The organism is Arthrobacter sp. UYCu511 (assembly GCF_040547105.1).
Lineage (GTDB): Bacteria > Actinomycetota > Actinomycetes > Actinomycetales > Micrococcaceae > Specibacter > Specibacter psychrochitiniphilus.
Map to the genome: position 1 here is coordinate 393,168 of NZ_JBEPPB010000001.1, position 16,925 is coordinate 410,092.

12 protein-coding genes are annotated in these 16,925 nt (G+C 59.9%); 5 read left to right on the top strand and 7 right to left on the bottom strand.

Translation table 11 applies throughout. The features are described 5' to 3' along the window. Positions 1–21: 21 nt before the first annotated feature. A complete protein-coding gene (locus ABIB48_RS01790; protein WP_354211595.1) occupies positions 22–732 on the bottom strand; it encodes a peptide deformylase in 711 nt (236 codons plus the stop codon). 91 nt (positions 733–823) lie between these two features. Here ABIB48_RS01790 and ABIB48_RS01795 point away from each other — a divergent pair, with 91 nt between their 5' ends. The 5 genes from ABIB48_RS01795 to ABIB48_RS01815 all read left to right on the top strand — a co-directional run bounded on the left by ABIB48_RS01795 (position 824) and on the right by ABIB48_RS01815 (position 8,068). Then, positions 824–3,622, top strand: a complete 2,799-nt coding sequence (locus ABIB48_RS01795) for an aconitate hydratase (RefSeq protein ID WP_354211597.1) — start codon at positions 824–826, stop codon at positions 3,620–3,622. A gap of 221 nt (positions 3,623–3,843) precedes the next feature. Continuing rightward, the gene (locus tag ABIB48_RS01800; RefSeq protein ID WP_110106778.1) at positions 3,844–4,389 is read left to right on the top strand and encodes a GNAT family N-acetyltransferase; all 546 of its coding nucleotides are present in this window, start codon (positions 3,844–3,846) and stop codon (positions 4,387–4,389) included. A 425-nt stretch (positions 4,390–4,814) separates the two neighbouring features. Beyond that, positions 4,815–5,234 carry a GrpB family protein gene (locus tag ABIB48_RS01805; protein ID WP_354211600.1) on the top strand — a complete coding sequence of 140 codons (420 nt, stop codon included), beginning with the start codon at positions 4,815–4,817 and terminating at the stop codon, positions 5,232–5,234. Positions 5,235–5,329: 95 nt separating this feature from the next. Next, positions 5,330–7,714 (top strand): ATP-binding cassette domain-containing protein, encoded by a 2,385-nt coding sequence (locus tag ABIB48_RS01810; RefSeq protein WP_354212018.1) that lies wholly within the window; start codon positions 5,330–5,332, stop codon positions 7,712–7,714. Positions 7,715–7,948: 234 nt separating this feature from the next. Next, a complete protein-coding gene (locus ABIB48_RS01815; protein ID WP_354211602.1) occupies positions 7,949–8,068 on the top strand; it encodes a type II toxin-antitoxin system YoeB family toxin in 120 nt (39 codons plus the stop codon). Between the two features lie 277 nt (positions 8,069–8,345). Here the strand turns inward: ABIB48_RS01815 and ABIB48_RS01820 are convergent, their stop codons facing one another. The 6 genes from ABIB48_RS01820 to ABIB48_RS01845 form a co-directional block, all read right to left on the bottom strand. Further along, positions 8,346–9,353 (bottom strand): zinc-binding dehydrogenase, encoded by a 1,008-nt coding sequence (locus ABIB48_RS01820; RefSeq protein ID WP_354211604.1) that lies wholly within the window; start codon positions 9,351–9,353, stop codon positions 8,346–8,348. 149 nt (positions 9,354–9,502) lie between these two features. Then, positions 9,503–9,859 (bottom strand): hypothetical protein, encoded by a 357-nt coding sequence (locus ABIB48_RS01825; protein ID WP_170120977.1) that lies wholly within the window; start codon positions 9,857–9,859, stop codon positions 9,503–9,505. A 62-nt stretch (positions 9,860–9,921) separates the two neighbouring features. After that, a complete protein-coding gene (locus tag ABIB48_RS01830) occupies positions 9,922–12,888 on the bottom strand; it encodes a Tn3 family transposase (RefSeq protein ID WP_110106784.1) in 2,967 nt (988 codons plus the stop codon). 79 nt (positions 12,889–12,967) lie between these two features. Next, positions 12,968–13,540 (bottom strand): recombinase family protein, encoded by a 573-nt coding sequence (locus tag ABIB48_RS01835; protein ID WP_110106785.1) that lies wholly within the window; start codon positions 13,538–13,540, stop codon positions 12,968–12,970. A 564-nt stretch (positions 13,541–14,104) separates the two neighbouring features. Continuing rightward, positions 14,105–14,758, bottom strand: coding sequence for an ABC transporter ATP-binding protein (locus ABIB48_RS01840; protein ID WP_110106786.1), 654 nt, complete (start codon positions 14,756–14,758; stop codon positions 14,105–14,107). 14 nt (positions 14,759–14,772) lie between these two features. Continuing rightward, positions 14,773–16,728, bottom strand: a complete 1,956-nt coding sequence (locus ABIB48_RS01845; protein ID WP_146213052.1) for a bacteriocin-associated integral membrane family protein — start codon at positions 16,726–16,728, stop codon at positions 14,773–14,775. Positions 16,729–16,925: the final 197 nt, after the last annotated feature.

A 16,925-nucleotide genomic window follows, 5' to 3' on the forward strand; every position in this document is an offset into this window, starting at 1 on the left:
TCCAATCTTAGGGGTGCCACCCTAGAACCCCAGCCCCTCCCTGGCGGCAAGAATGTCCGGATTGGCCCAGTGCTGACTGTATTGGGCGTTGCTGGCGAGCGAGCGGGTGTGTGCCTTGTCTATATAGAGGGTGCCGAAGAGGTGATCACTCTCATGTTGGACTATGCGCGCCTGCCACCCCGAAAACTGGCGGGTCTGCGCAGTGCCGTGCTCGTCGTCGTACTTCAGTTCAACAGCGCTGGGGCGCTCAACCACCGCCTGCCACCCCGTCATGGACAGGCAGCCCTCGTAGTGGGCCGCCAACTCCGTGCCAAGTGGCGTGTAGCGAGGGTTGATGAGAGTGAATGGTTCTAGAGGTTCGCGCTGCCGGGCGGTGGCATTCTCCACACTGACTTCGAACATATCTTCGATTACGGCTAGTTGCAGCGGTATGCCGAGCTGGGGTGCGGCCAATCCAACCCCGGGAGCTGCATGCATGGTAGCTCGCATGATCTCGATGAGCCGGGCAAGATCCGTGTCACTGACTTGACCCGTGAAGGGAAGGGCGCGGGCACGCAGTGCGGGGTGGCCTGCCTGCACAATCTCGGGCAGCCCAGCGGATTCCAGCCCAGCGGATTCCAGCCCAGCGGATTCCAACCCAGCGGATTCCAGCACGGCGGCAATAGATTCGCGCAGGTACTCCTCGGTCAAAACATGCCTCATGATGCTGTCCTCCAGTGGATTATTTACCATCTCATTGTGTCAAGCCTTTGCCCACCCCCTTGCCATTGCGTGGGTGAGGGCTATGGTGGCTTAAAGGGCTCGCAGAGATCAGAGGATTGTCATGTCTTCCAACAGTTTCGATGCACGCAGTGAACTCACCGTTGACGGTGAGAGCTACCAGATCTACCGCTTGGACAAAATTCCGGGCTCGGCCAGGTTGCCGTACAGCCTGAAGGTTCTGCTGGAGAACCTGCTCCGCAACGAGGATGGGAACCTGGTCACGGCCGAGCAGGTACGTGCCGTGGGGGAGTGGGATCCGGGAGCCGAGGCCAGCAAGGAGATCCAGTACACGCCGGCCCGGGTGCTCATGCAGGACTTCACCGGCGTCCCCTGCGTGGTGGATTTGGTGGCCATGCGTGACGCCATGGCGGATCTGGGCGGGGACCCGGCCAAGATCAACCCGCTGATCCCCGGCGAGCTGGTCATTGACCACTCGGTCATTGCTGATGTCTTCAACCGCCCCGACGCTGTCTCGAAGAACTCCCAATTTGAATTCCAGCGCAACCAGGAGCGCTACCAGCTGCTGCGGTGGGCCCAACAGTCATTCGCCGACTTCCTCGTGGTGCCGCCAGATACGGGGATCTGCCACCAAGTGAACCTGGAATACCTCTCCCGCGTGGTGTTCACCCGCGAGCGCGACGGCGTGAAGCAGGCTTACCCGGACACTCTGGTAGGCACGGACTCACACACACCCATGGTGAATGGCTTGGGCGTGCTGGGCTGGGGAGTGGGTGGCATTGAGGCGGAGGCCGCCATGCTGGGCCAACCCATGAGCATGCTGGTCCCGCAGGTGGTGGGTTTCAAACTCACCGGTGAGCTGCCCGAGGGCACCACCGCCACGGACCTGGTGCTCACCGTGGCCGAGCTGTTGCGCAAGACCCGTGTGGTAGGCAAGTTCGTAGAGTTCTTCGGTCCCGGCGTGGCCAATGTGCCGCTGGCCAACCGTGCCACCCTGGGCAACATGAGCCCCGAGTACGGGTCCACCTGCGCCATCTTCCCGATCGACGCCGAGACCCTTGACTACATGCGCCTCACCGGCCGCAGCGAACACCAGATCCAGCTGGTGGAGGCTTACGCCAAGGAACAGGGCATGTGGCACCATCCAGAACACACCCCGGATTACAGCCAGGTGGTGGAACTTGACCTCTCAACGGTGGAGAGTTCCATCGCCGGTCCCAAACGCCCACAGGACAGGATCCCGCTGCGCAGCGCCGCACGTGCCGTGCGCGGACTGCTTGCGGGGGAGTCACAGGAAGTGGCAGTCATGGCAGGCGGACTCGACGACGCCGGAGATGAATCCTTCCCCGCCAGCGACCCCGTGGCCATCAGCGCTCGCATCCAGCGCGATGAACCGCCCCACCAGTACTTGGACGACGCCGGGGAAGGACTCGAATGGCCCAGCGACCCCGTTGAGATTGTGCTCGACGGGGTGAAGCACAACCTGGACCACGGCGATATCGTCATTGCCGCCATCACCTCCTGCACCAACACCTCCAACCCCTCCGTCATGATCGGCGCCGGGCTGCTCGCCAAAAAGGCCGTGGAACTTGGCCTGGACCGCAAGCCGTGGGTGAAGACCACACTGGCCCCCGGATCCCGCGTCGTCACCGACTACCTTGACCGGGCAGGGCTCAGCCCGTACCTGGACAAGATTGGGTTCAGCCTGGTCGGATACGGCTGCACCACCTGCATCGGCAACTCCGGACCACTCATCCCCGAAGTCAGCGCTGGCGTGAACAGCAAGGATCTGAACGTTTCCGCCGTGCTCTCCGGAAACCGTAACTTTGAAGGCCGCATCCACCCCGAAGTGAAGATGAACTTCCTCGCCTCACCTCCGTTGGTCATCGCGTACGCGCTCGCAGGCTCCATGCATGTGGACCTGTTGAAGGAGCCACTGGGAACTTCCTCCTCGGGGGAACCGGTGTTCTTGAAGGACATCTGGCCAACGACGGCGGAGATCAAGTCCGTGGTAAACGCCAGCCTTGAGGCGCAAATGTTCACGGACGGCTACGCGGATGTGTACCACGGAGATGAAAACTGGCGCGGTATGGAGGTGCCGGAGGGCGACATGTTCGCCTGGTCTGACGAGTCCACGTATGTGCGCAAGCCACCGTACTTTGATGGCATGGGACGGGAGTCGGAACCTGTTCAGGACATCGTGGGCGCGCGGGTGTTGGCTCTACTGGGGGATTCGGTCACCACGGACCACATCTCCCCGGCTGGGAACATTAAGAAGTCCTCTCCTGCCGGTCAGTACTTGCAGGCGAACGGTGTTGCCCAGGCCGACTTCAACTCCTATGGCTCACGCCGTGGCAATCACAACGTCATGATCCGTGGCACCTTTGCGAACATTCGCCTACGCAACCAGCTGGTGCCTGGCGTCGAAGGTGGATTCACCAAGCGCTCACCTAACGGGGACACGGAGACCATTTTCGAGGCATCCAACACCTTCCAGGCTGAGGGGACGCCGTTGGTGGTGATTGCGGGGACTGACTATGGATCCGGCTCCTCGCGTGACTGGGCTGCCAAGGGCACCATGCTGCTGGGGGTCAAGGCCGTCATTGCCGTGTCCTTTGAGCGTATCCACCGCTCCAATTTGATTGGCATGGGCGTGCTGCCTCTGGAGTTTAAGGAAGGCGAGACGGCAGAGTCCCTGGGCCTGACAGGCTTTGAAACGTACTCGATCACGGGCTTGGCTGGTGCCAACCCGTTGCCGCGCGAGGTCACGGTGCGCATCGAGTCAGAGGGGGAAACCCGCGAAGTCGCCACCAGGTTGCGCATCGACACACCTGCCGAGGAAGCGTACTACGTCCACGGCGGTATTTTGCAGTACGTATTGCGTCAGTTACTGGAGGCGTAACCGCCACGTCCCGCAGTGGCGTTCTGTCTGCGCCGGCCCGTCTGCTACGAAGGCGCCACTTATTCACTGGCGCATGATGGGGCTCTTGCCGTGCGCATAATATAAGTGGCTTGCCTGCGCCTCTGCCACTGCCTCTGCCGCTGAGGCTTTTGTTACGTAAGCGCCTACCCATGAATCCGCAGCACACCAGCAGTTTTCGATCAGCCGTGCATAATGTGTTAATGACAAAAGCTATTAGTACCGAACGCCTTATCCTGCGTCCTTGGGAAGAAACCGATGTTGACTTTGTCTTTGACTTGTACTCCCGGTGGGTAGTTCAGCGGTTCATTGGAACTGAGCCGACGGTCATGGACAGCCGTACCCAGGCAGTGGCGAAGCTCAAAAGTTTTCAGGCCCTGGACCATCCAGTGCACGGCATCTGGGCCGTGACTCGCAAGGATGACGGCGTGCAGGTTGGCACGTTACTGCTCAAGCCCATCCCGAAGTCCGGCGAGGAGCCCACGGAACCGTCCGGGGACGTGGAGATCGGCTGGCACTTCCACCCCGACCACTGGGGCAATGGCTTCGCCTCGGAAGCGGCAGAGGCTGTCCTTGAGCATGGTTTTGCCTCCGGTCTGGAGCGAGTAGTGGCCGTGACGAACTCCGCGAACACGGCTTCCCAAAGTGTCTGCCGGCGCATTGGCATGGAGCACAAGGGCACTACGAAGAAGTACTACAACGACACCTGTGAGCTGTTCGTGGTGGAGAACACGACCGCCGCGTCCTGATCACCCACCCCACCCAGCAACCTGGAAACACGTTCGCCATCGAACGCGATGGCGACACCGTACTGCGCAACGCCGGCCCGTGGACGCCCCCGGTGCACCGCTATTTGGATTACGTGGCCGCGGCCGGTGGGTGGGCTGGGTGTGGCAGGACACCGTCCTGACCGACGACGCCCACTAGCAGTCACCGGTCAGGATGCCCGCCGAGGTTATCTCCCACAACGACTTCGCCCCGCAAATGGACCACGCACGCAGGCGTGTCGGATTGCTGCTGGACTCCTACGGCTCCAGCGCCACCTAGGATGAGCTCCTGCACGTTGCTATCATCCGCCTGCGGGAGCTGGGCAAACCGGCACTGGCGGACGACGCCGGAGCGTACCTTCGCGACGCAGCCCAGCTGGCGTCGCTGGTGGACGGGGGAGAAAGCCGTGGCTGAGTACCGGCGCCAGCCCGACGTCACCCGGACCGAACATATTGGTGGGGTGGAACAGCGCAAAATCGCCGTAGTTGACTATGATCTGAAGCGGCCTGACCGCTACCGGTTCGAAGAGCAAAAGATCCTCGCAGTGTTGCAAGACGCCAACGTGCGGGTGCGGGGACCGGGTCACCGCATGGTGCGTACGTCCGCTCTGGATGTGCACGTCCACGTCATGGAAGCGGCCGCTCCCGCAGCCGACGCCTACCTGCTGTTGCGGAACAGGCTGCGCAGCGACCCTGCGGACCGCAGGGTGTATGAGGAGACCAAGCGGATCCTGGTCAGTCGTGACAGGCCGGACATGAACGCCTACTCCAACGCGAAAAGCGCAGTGATTGCAGGCATCCTGCACCGGGCAGGACTGGAGAAGTGAGCGCCGGCTCCCCACATGTAAACTAGGGCCGGCAATGGAAGATGCCGGCCGCCGTCGCACATTCCAAGCACCCTGACCCAGTGAATCGAGAATCCATGCACACGTCCTCCACCGCTTCCTCCCATGGCGTGCATCCGGCTGATCGCCACGAGATGATCCGGGTGCGGGGTGCGCGGGTGAACAACCTCAAGAACGTGAGCATCGAGATACCCAAGCGCCGGCTGACGGTGTTCACGGGAGTGTCAGGTTCGGGTAAAAGTTCACTGGTGTTCGGCACCATCGCCGCGGAATCCCAGCGGATGATCAATGAGACCTACAGTGCGTTCGTGCAGGGGTTCATGCCCACGCTGGCGCGCCCCGACGTTGATGTTTTAGAGGGCCTGACCACCGCCATCCTCGTCGATCAAGAGCGGATGGGCGCCAATCCGCGCTCCACCGTGGGCACCGTGACGGATGCGAACGCGATGTTGCGGATCGTTTTCAGCCGCCTAGCCCAGCCGCACATCGGCTCACCGCAGGCCTACTCCTTTAATGTTGCCTCGATTTCCGGCGCGGGCGCCGTCACGATTGAGAGGGCGGGGGAGAAGGTCAAGGAGCGGCGCAGCTTCTCCATTACCGGCGGCATGTGTCCGCGCTGCGAGGGCATGGGCAAGGTCAACGATTTCAACCTAGACGCCATTTTCGACGCCGGCAAGTCACTGTCCGAAGGCGCTCTGCTGGTCCCCGGGTACAGCATGGACGGCTGGTACGGGCGCATCTTCGCCGGCTCCGGCTTCTTTGACATGGACAAGAAGCTGGGAAAGTTCACGAAGAAAGAGCTCCACGATCTCCTGCACAAGGAGGCCACCAAGATCAAGGCCGAGGGCATCAACGTCACCTACGAGGGCCTCATCCCCAAGATGCAAAAGTCCATGCTGTCCAAGGACGTGGACGCCATGCAACCGCATGTTCGCGCCTTTGTGGAACGTGCCGTGGTGTTCACCACCTGCCCAGAATGCGCAGGCACCCGGCTGGCGGAGCACGCCCGTAATTCCACCATCGACGGCGTGAGTATCGCCGATGCCTGTGCCCTGCAGATCAGCGACCTAGCCATTTGGGTGCGTTCGGTCAAGGACCCGTCGGTGGCCCCGCTGCTGAAGGCGCTGGGGGAGACCCTTGATTCCTTCGTGGAGATCGGCCTAGGGTATCTGTCCCTGGACCGACCCGCCGGAACGCTGTCCGGGGGAGAGGCGCAGCGCACCAAGATGATCCGCCACCTGGGCTCCTCCCTGACGGACATCACCTACGTTTTCGACGAGCCGACGATCGGCCTGCACCCGCACGACATCGCCCGCATGAACAAGCTCCTGCTGCAACTGCGCGATAAAGGCAACACGGTGCTGGTCGTGGAGCACAAGCCCGAAGCCATCGCCATTGCCGACCATGTGGTTGACCTGGGACCGCTGGCCGGTTCTTCCGGGGGAGAGGTGGTGTACGAAGGAGACCTTGCAGGTCTGCGCGCCAGTGGCACCATCACCGGGCGGCACTTGGATGACAAGGTGGGGTTGAAAGCATCCTTCCGCAATGCGGGTGGTGTGCTGGAGGTCCGCGGCGCCAGTGAAAACAACTTAAAAGACGTGGACGTAGACATTCCCTTAGGCGTTCTGACGGTGATCACAGGAGTGGCCGGCTCGGGCAAGAGCTCCCTCATTCACGGCTCCGTATCCGGGCGTGAAGGCGTAGTGACGGTGGATCAGGGCGCCATTCGCGGCTCCCGGCGCAGTAATCCCGCCACCTACACGGGACTGCTTGAGCCTATCCGCAAGGCTTTTGCCAAGGTCAATGGCGTCAAACCCGCCCTGTTCAGTGCTAATTCTGAAGGCGCCTGCCCCACCTGCAATGGCGCTGGGGTCATCTATACAGATCTTGGGATGATGGCTGGCGTCTCCACCATGTGCGAGGAGTGTGAAGGCCGCCGCTTCCAGGCTGCCGTGCTGGAATTCCACCTGAGCGGGAAGAACATTAGCGAGGTGCTGTCCATGAGCGTGGACCGGGCCGCGGAATTCTTTGCCGACGGCGATGCCAAGCTGCCTGCGGCCCACAAGATATTGGTGCGCTTGTCCGACGTCGGGCTTGGCTACCTCACGCTGGGACAGCCGCTGACCACGCTGTCCGGAGGTGAGCGCCAGCGCATCAAACTGGCCACGCACCTGGGGGAGAAGGGCGGCATTTACATCCTGGACGAGCCCACCACAGGCCTGCACTTAGCGGATGTTCAGAAGCTGTTGGGCCTGCTGGACCGTCTGGTGGATTCGGGCAAATCAGTCATTGTCATTGAGCATCACCAGGCCGTTATGGCTCATGCTGACTGGATTATTGACATTGGTCCCGGTGCCGGGCACGACGGCGGATCAATAGTTTTTCAGGGCACGCCGGCTGAGCTTGTGGCTTCGCGGCAGACGCTGACTGGCCAGCATTTGGCAGCGTACGTGGCGGAGTAACCGGGACGGGCTGCTGAGGTCTGGAAGAATCTTTTCCCGCTGATTGAACAGGTCAACAATGACCGTATGGCAGTGCAAATCACTTCGAGAAGTCCAACGTCACCCTTTTGTCTCGGGATGAATATGACGCACTTGAGCAGACAGTACACCTACTCAAGGTGCCCGCGAATGCAAGCCGCCTGAGCGAAAGTCGCCAGCAGTCAAATGCGGGTATTTTAGAAGAGCCTGAGCTCAGTGAATCAGGTTGGTCTTCGCACCGCATGGTCCAGGAGAATCACCAAGGAGCGCCGCCTCGGCTATCTTGTGCAGGATGACGACCCGGTTGTCCTGCAGACATGGTTTCACTACAGGTAGTGCTCGGTTTACCTGGAAAACCCGACATTTCAGCACTCGCAATATTGCGCCGATAATCTGCATTATGTCAAGTAACGTCAAATCGCACCTTCCGAACCGGTAACTGGTGGATACATGGTGGATCGAAAAAATGCACACCTCGTGGGTCGAGACCGGCGCAGGAGCACCCTTTGAACGCTACAGCTTAGCTGCATGGCAAGGTCCAGGGGCGTGCTGGAGTCTGGACGGCAACTATGGGCACTTACGTGATCGTCGCCGTTGGCTCAGTCTTAGACTCTCAGCTATCGCAATCGACAATCATGCGCCCGCTATTGCCGCCAGTAAGCAAAGAAGCGAACGCCTCAGGGATCTTGGCGAATCCAATGACGAGGGTGTGGACGCTGCGAACCTTTCCTGCGCGTAACCAGGTGGCAACCTCGGCTTCGAATTCTGGGCGCAAGTCCTCGTTTGATGTCACGTCAAAGCCGCGCATGGTCAGCTGCTGGTAGACCATGCGCAGGTAATTCGAGGGGCCCTTGACTTCACTCCCCCTCGCGTATTGCGACGCGCCACCGCAGATCACCGCGCGCCCACCGAAGCGCAGGTGCTCCAGCGCGGCTTCCAGCGCTTCCCCACCAACGTTGTCATAAAATAGATCGATCCCAGTTGGTGCCGCAGCACTGAGCAGATCCAGTACCGCGCCGTCACGGTGATTGAAAGCGGCATCGGCGCCCAAGGTGCCCAAGAGCTTAACTTTCTCGGGTGAACCCGCACTGCCAATGACGGTGGCGCCAACGGCTTTGGCGAACTGCATGGCGCAGCTGCCCACTCCGCCGGCCGCCCCGGAGACAAAGACCGAATCCCCCGCTTGTACCTCACCAAAGCGCATCATTCCGGTGTACGCGGTGAAGCCGGTATGTCCAAGTATTGTCAGGTGGGCCTCCAACGGAATGCCGGACCCCAGGGCTGGAATACTGCGCAGCTCATCCTCTGCTGCAATGTCAATACTGCGCCACGGTGATTTTCGCACCGCCAAATCGCCCGGTTTAAACGCCGCGCTGCGGGATTCCAAGACCTCCACCACGCCGTCACTGGCGGGCACGTCTCCGGCTTTGATGCTTGGCCCGTAGGGGGTGTCCGGACCCCCAATCCTGTTAGCGAGCCCGGCATTCAGGCCCAGCCTGCGCAGCCTCACCAGCACTTGCCCTTCATGGGGCTCCGGGACTTGCCTCGTTTCGATCCGAAAATGCCGTGCCTCTACGGTGCCGTCCGGGTAGCTGTCAAGCTGTACTTCTTGTGCATCCATGGCACCAGCCTAATCCCCTCAGTGCCCAACTACAGTGCACCAGTTCGTGGGATGGCTTGTCTGCAGGTGCTACTTTTTTGCCGGATCCAGGGGTATGGCCCGGTTAGCTTTCCTCGGCCCGGGACTGGCGAAACCAAGAAGCGGTGCAGCTAGCGTCGACGTGTGAAGATGCGCCAGAACCGGCTTGTGGGGATGAAGGCCGCCGCGGCAAGAATGAGAGGAACCCATAGTGCAGCTTTTCCGCTCCAGCCAATGCCCACTCCGTTGTCCCCTGAGAAGGCCAGGACTTTGACGAACAAGAAATGAGCCTCAAATTCCCCTCCTGTTTGTCCCACAATGGCCAACATTCCGGCGACGAAGGTGGAAAAGAACAGCCAGTAAGCCAAGAGTATGATCATGGCTGCGGCTACCCCCGTTCCCCACAACGGCCCAGAAGTATGCTCCCCTTCGGCGTAGCTAGCTGCCAACTCCCCCGGCCTGCCCAATCCAGCGAGGACTTCTTGCAAACTGCAGGTATGCGTTTCGGCGTCAATACGGGGTGGCTTGTGAAAAAGTGAAATATCCGACGCTAAGGTTTTGTCGAGCGCCGTAGTGGTCTGTATTTGCCGCGTTTGATCTGGTTGTTGCGGGGCCAGGTGTAGTCGCCGGTGAGGTTGATGTGTTCCCATCCCAGGGGTGAGAGGAACCGCAGCAGGTCGGGGTCCGTGGCGTTGCCCTCCTGGTTCAAGGTGGTGATGGTGCGGTCGAGGTAGACCGTGTTCCAGAGAACGATGGCCGCGGTGAGAAGATTCAGCCCCGAGGCCCGGTAGCGCTGTTGCTCGAAGGATCGATCGCGGATCTCTCCCAGACGATTGAAGAAAACGGCACGGGCCAGGGTGTTCCGTGCTTCTCCCTTGTTCAGCCCGGCTGTGACCTTGCGCCGCAGGTCGGGATCTTGGAGCCAGTCCAGCAGGAAGAGAGTTCGTTCCAGTTTGCCCAGTTCCCTCAGTGCGGTAGCGAGGCCATTTTGGCGTGGGTAGGCGCCGAGTTTGCGCATCATTAGGGAGGCGGTCACGGTGCCGGTTTTGATGGATGTGGCCAGGCGAAGGATTTCGTCCCAGTGTGCGGTGATGGTTTTGGTGTTGATGGTGCCGCCGATCAACGGAGTTAACGTCGACAGTCCCGGATCGTTGGTGGGTGTGTAGAGGCGGGTGTCGCCGATGTTGCGGATCCGGGGTGCGAACCGGTATCCGAGCAGGTGCATGAGGGCGAAGAGATGGTCGGTGAACCCGGCAGTGTCGGTGTAGTGCTCCTGGATCGCCAGATCGGACTCGTGATACAGCAGCCCATCCAAGACGTAGGTCGCGTCGCGGTCCCCGACATTGATCAGTTTGCTGTGGAAGGGCGAATATTTGTCAGAGACATGCGTGTAGATCATCCGTCCGGGCTCGGACCCGTATTTCGGGTTCACATGCCCGGTGGATTCGGCATGGCTACCGGCGCGGAAGCGCTGCCCGTCCGAGGAAGAGGTGGTGCCATCGCCCCAGTGCGCGCCGAATGGGTGTGCGTGCTGGGTATTGACCAGCTCGGCCAGGGCGGCACTGTAGGTTTCATCCCGGATATGGGAAGCCTGCTGGCGGTCGAGCTGGGCGTAGGTGACGCCGGTGCATGACTCTGACATCTTGGTCAGGCCCAGGTTGATTCCGTCGGCCAGGATTGCGGTGAGCAGGAGCTGCTTGTCCTTGGAGGGTTGGCCGGACTTGAGGTTGGTGAAGTGGCGGGTGAAGCCCGTCCAGCCATCGACTTCCATCAAAAGGTCGGTGATTCGTATTCGCGGGAACATGGCGCTGGCCTGATCGATCAGGGGTTGGGCGTGTGGTGGCACGATCGTCTCGAGCGGGGTGATCTTCACGCCGCTGGCCGTGATCAGCACCCCGGGCAGCTCATCACGGGACGCCAGGGCGTTGACTTGGTGCAGCCGTTCACTAAGCAGGGCAAGACGGTTCTTGAGATATTCTTCGCCGCCATTGGCTGTGACCAGGGGAAGGTCCCCGGCGTTCTTCATGGCCGTGTAGTCGGAGCCGGCCAGCAGGTAGTCATCGAAGTCACGGAATTGCCGGGAGCCGGTGACCCACATGTCTCCTGAGCGCAGCGCATTCTTGAGTTCCGCCAGGGCGCAGAACTCGTAGAATCCACGGTCTGTGCCGTTCTCGGTAAACACCAGTGGCTTCCACCTGGCCCGGATGAACGACGTGGGTGCATCCTCCGGGATCTTTCGGGCTCCGGTGGTATTCATTGTGCGGATGACCGTGATTGCGGCCACCAGGTCTTGGGCGGCGGGGGCTGCTTGGAGGTCGAGGACGGCAAGAAATGCCGGGGTGTAGCGGCGCAGCGTGGTGAAGTGGGCGCTGACGAGCGCGAGGTGGTCCTCGAGGGCTGGCCGGGTCAGGTCCTTGGCTTGGGCGATGCTTTCAGCCAAGGACTCCCAACCGATCGCAGTTTCGATCGCGGCGAAGGGATCTTCACCGTTCTCCTTGGCTGCGATCAGGGTATCGCCGAGCTTGGAGTGCAGGCGCATCATGGCTGCGACGGTTGCACGGGAGGCCAAGGTGTTCTGGTTTTGTTTGTTCCGGGCGGTGCGAATGATCCGGCCAATAATTCGGTCATGTAGATCGATGATTTCATCGGTGACGGTTGCCATACTTTCCACGGACATGGCGAACAGAGTCGCGTACCGGCGTCCGGGCTCGAACTTGGCTAGATCTGCCGCGGTCATCGAGGCGCCCTCGCGGGCCAACTTCAGCAACCTGTTCCGGTGCACCAGTTTGCCGGCGTCCCAGGGCAGGTCAAGTGCACGCCAGGTCGTGAGTCGGTCGATGTGCTCGTTCATCGACCGTGCGTTGGGTCGCAGTGGTGCCTGCCGCAGCCAGCCGATTTCGGTCAAGGAACTATCGGTGCGGCGAAGCAACAAACCATCCAGACGCCCTCGGTGCTCCTGGGAGAGTTGGTCGCATAAGATGGCGTAGATTCGCCGGTTCGCCCGGGTCAGGGCCTGCGCGCAGGCCCTTTCAATGACCCCCACCCCGGGCGAGGCAACCTTCCTTGAGCGCAGGAAGTCCCGCGCGCCTTCGACCAAGACGAGGCCCTTGTCTGTTTGTGCGGCCACCTCGTCGACGTGTTCCACGATCTGACGGAAGTCCTTGATACCGAATGCGGACATGCCCAGGTACGCGCGAATCTCCCGTCCATGTTCTTGCCGCGTTTCCCCACGTGTCCCATATTCATCCCAGGCCTCGGCCGGGATGGCCAGGCGGGCCGCGACCCAATCGATCATTTCAGGGGGCACTTCGGTGTCGTCGGCCAACGCGATACCCGGGTGCCGAAGCAGACACAGCTGGATGGCAAAGCCCAACCGGTTGGCATCCGCACGTCGTTGGCGAATCAACGACATGTCTGCTTCGCTGAGTGTGTAGTGGGCAGCGAGGACCCCGGCACCAGTGGGGATTTCAAGGACTTGGCCGCGTTCGGCAGTCGTGAGCAAGGAACGAAGGACCATGTTAGAAATCCTTAGTTAGTTGGAAGGCCACGAAGTACGGTCTTGTCCTCGCGCTGCTGCGGAGAGCCATGCCCGCGAGTCATGGTTTGGCCAGGTGCCGGTAGATGGTGGGACGGCTGACGCTGAATTCCTGGGCGATGTGCTCGACGGTATGGGCACGTTTCCCGTCGGCATCCTTTTCCTCATACATTTCCCTTGCCAGCTTGACCTGGCGGGGACCGAGTTTTGGTTTCTGCCCACCGGTGCGCCCTCGTGCCCGGGCGGCGGCTAGCCCGTCGCGGGTCCGTTCGGACATCAGCGCGTGTTCGAACTCGGCTATTGAGCCGAGGATCTGGAAAAACATACGTCCGGCGGGTGATGACGTGTCGATGCCCTGGTCCAGGACCACCAGGTCCACGCCGCGCTCCTGCAGCGTATTGGACAGGTCTATGAGGTTTTCCAACGACCGCCCAAGACGGTCCAGCTTGGTGACAACAAGCTGGTCGCCGGACCGGTTGGCCGAGAGCAGCGCCTTGTCGAGTTCGGGCCTGCGGGCGAGTTTTCCCGAGGCGGTGTCGAGGAACACCTGCTCGCAGCTCGCCGCGCGCAGGGCGTCGTGTTGGGCCTCGGGGTGCTGATCGCGTGTTGAGACACGCCCATATCCGATTCGCATCACCAAAATGTATCACCAACCCGGTTGAGCGTTACATTGACGCGTACACGGCAAACGTTACAAAATCGGCTGCGGCAATCCGAGGGCCACGAAACCGAAGACAGAATGTCTCGCGAACGTTCGTTACCGGACATCGTGGAGGCTTGGCTTGGCCCGGATACTCGACGAATTCACAAGCCACCCCAACCACAACATGTACGCCCGGCAGTGCGCTTGTGATGGCTACTTTGTCTATCTGGTTCTTCCTGCTCAGTCTGCTGTTTTTCCTGTCACGCGAGACCCGAACTTCCGGGGACGTGGCCATGCACATCCAAGCCGGCTCCCAGCCCTACTCGGAGTCGCTACCAGTAGGCGACCCCAACAAATGCCCCGCCGGGACCAGCCCGGCGGGGCATTTCACTGACCAACCTTCGTCAAAAGCCGTCACGGCACCATCGTGAAACAACGGGACGGTCAACACCTAAGTTGTCCTGTTAGGAGACGAGAACCCCCCGTTTGGACAGTCGAGATCTCGTCAGTTGTCACCACCATCGTTCTTTGCTGCCAATTCCTCGCTGGCTGGGTCTATGGGACTAGTGCGCGGGATTCAAGGACAAGACTGGTGTCGCATCGTGATTCGACGTGATCGTTATGGGTGGCGATGAGGATGCTTGCTCCCTTTTCGGCCAGATAGCGAAGGGTACTTATGACCATGTCTGCGTTGTCGTCATCGAGGGCTCCGGTGGGTTCATCGGCCAGGATAAATACGGGCTTTTTTACGAGCAACCGAGCGAGGGCCACTCGCTGTTGCTCGCCACCACTGAGTTCGTAAACTAGGTCCCTGGAACGTCCAGTGAGTCCAACATGTTCCAGCGCTTCTTCGTAGACCTTGTGCTTCTCAGTGCGGCTTAGTTTGCGATTCTCTCCGCCGGCCACGGTGAGGTTGTCGTGAATGCTCGTGTTTTCAATTAAGGCGTAATTTTGGAATAGGTAGCCGAGGGTATCGCGGCGAAAGATGCGCTGTTGACGCTGGTTGTAAGAGGTGGTATTGGCACCTTGTATCAGCACGTGGCCAGCGGTGAGGGGCTCGAGGAGACCAAGGCAGTTTAGTAACGTGGATTTACCCGACCCACTGGGTCCGCGGACGGCCATCATTTCACCGCTATTGACGGTGACATCGAGTTCTTCCCAGAGAGTGCGTTGGCCGATCGTCTTTGTGAGTCCGTGTGCAGAAATCATCGAATCCTTCCTTTCTATGCGTCCGCCGAGTGTGAACGGATCAGTGAAGTTTTATAGCCCCGCAGCGCGAGTAGGGTGAATGTGACGCTGAGGAGTGCAATGGCTAGGGCGATGGTAGGCGCCCATTGTACGAGTGGTTGTGATTCTCGAAGGATAGGTGAGGTGGCTCCCGTAGATCCGGCGGCTGTCGCTGCTGCGTCCTTTGCTGCCAGAGCGATCCCATAACCGATCAGTGCAATTGCTGCGGCGGACTCTACGGCTAGCAGCCACGCGTTGACTTGCCAAGACTGCCAACCGTGGATGAAGCTAACAAAGATTCTTTGGGCGTTCTTGCGGGTGTAGACGAGAGCGGCGCCCAGGGAGGTGACCAGCAAGACCAAGAGTGCTGCGCCGATGCTGAAGAGGTGGTTGCGGAAGGCTGCCGCATCCTTTTGGAAAGTGGCACTTGCGTCTAGAGCTGCTGGGCGGAATCCTGTGACAAACCCTGAGGCTCCCGCCTGATCGGTTCTGGCGATCATGTCTTCCGGATCAGTGAACAGGAGCCCTCCACTGGTTGCGTACGCGTAGTAGTCGCCATCGGGCATCCATGTACCGCCGGAGGGCACCGCAAGGACGACTGCATTGGGAAAAGATGTGTCCGCTTGAATGCCGTCGAAAGAGGAGAAGGCATTGATGCGCTGGTCGTCTGCAATGAGGACGGTCTCTTTTACGGGGCGATCCACGCCAATCGAGAACGAAACCGTTTCGGAGATCTTTTCCAGCTCTGGTTTCAATGAATTCGGTACCAAAAGCCGGACAGTGTCTGATGGAAGGATTCGTTGGCCCTGAGCGTCAAGCACAGTTTCGCGTTTGAGATAGGTCGAATTGACATACACCACCGGCGGTCCCGACACGGGGGCGACCGTCCCATTCGGGTCATAGGACTGGAGCGCCTCAAAGGGGAACATTTGGGCGAAAACCACGGTCCCGTCTCGGTCGGCCTTCCTTGCAGCTTGACCAAAGAGCTGACCGTGCTGCATGAATTCTTCCTGCGACAGGTTGGTTTTGAACTGAAGCATGGAGAGGTCGCTGTTGGCGGCCCAAACAGCCTTGCTTTCTTGCTGCCCCAGGACCTGTCCGCCCAAGACCAGAGTCGCCGAAACGATACCAAAGGCAAGGAAGGAAGCGACGATCTTGACTACGTAGACGGCGCCGAGGGTGCTCTTCGCAGGGATTTGTCCCTTTACGGCAGCTATGAGGGGAACCCTCCAAGCAAGCAGCAACACCCCACCATGAGTCAATAGGGCTGCTGTCGACAAGCTGGCAGCCACCAGGGCAGCGAACCAAGCGAATCCAGCAACCTGATGGAGTGAGTTATAGAAGTACAGTGCGACTAATGTGATCACAGCGAGTCCAGCGTAAATCGGTGTTGTGAACCGTGCCAAAGCAATTAGATCCCGACCGAGGGATGTCCAGTACGAGCCACCCTGGAGCCGCTGAATAGCGTAGCTTCTAGCATTGAGGATCACCCCGGCTCCGGCGCTAACAATGACTATTAGGGCCAGGACCATGTAACTGTTTCCGAGCCCCGATGTGGATAGGAACCATTTGAAAGTCTCCAATGGACTAACGGACGCTGTACTAACTTCCAGTCCCATGCCCTGAAGCCCGGTGATTACTGCTTGTTCCAAGGAACTAGATCCAAAAACAACATATTGACCGCGGACATCCAAGGATGAGATCTTCGCGAAGGGCTGCACCGTTGTGGTCATAGATCGCGTAAAATCCGGATATCCTTTCTCAATCCATGAAGCAGAACTGGCCGAACTAGCTCCCACAGCCAGATATAGATTGCGGTGAGAGGTGGGGTTGCGCAGATCAGGAACAAGCCTGGCAATATTTCCCTGATGTTCCAATGCTGCGGACTGGATGAATGCCGAGGCAGCGCGCATATCAACATTCTGGACGTCACCCCCAACGGTGAGATTCATATCCGCACCTTGGAGCACGATCTCGTCCGAAGCCGACATGAAACCTAAGGCAAGTAATACTGAAAAGACTGCAATTACAAAGTGAACAAACCCAATAATCTTGTGAACCATCAATGCTTCTATCGTTCGGAAGAGGAATCTACGCAAAATATACGATGACAACAAAAATAGCCCTTGCCACCCGATGTCAGCGCGGC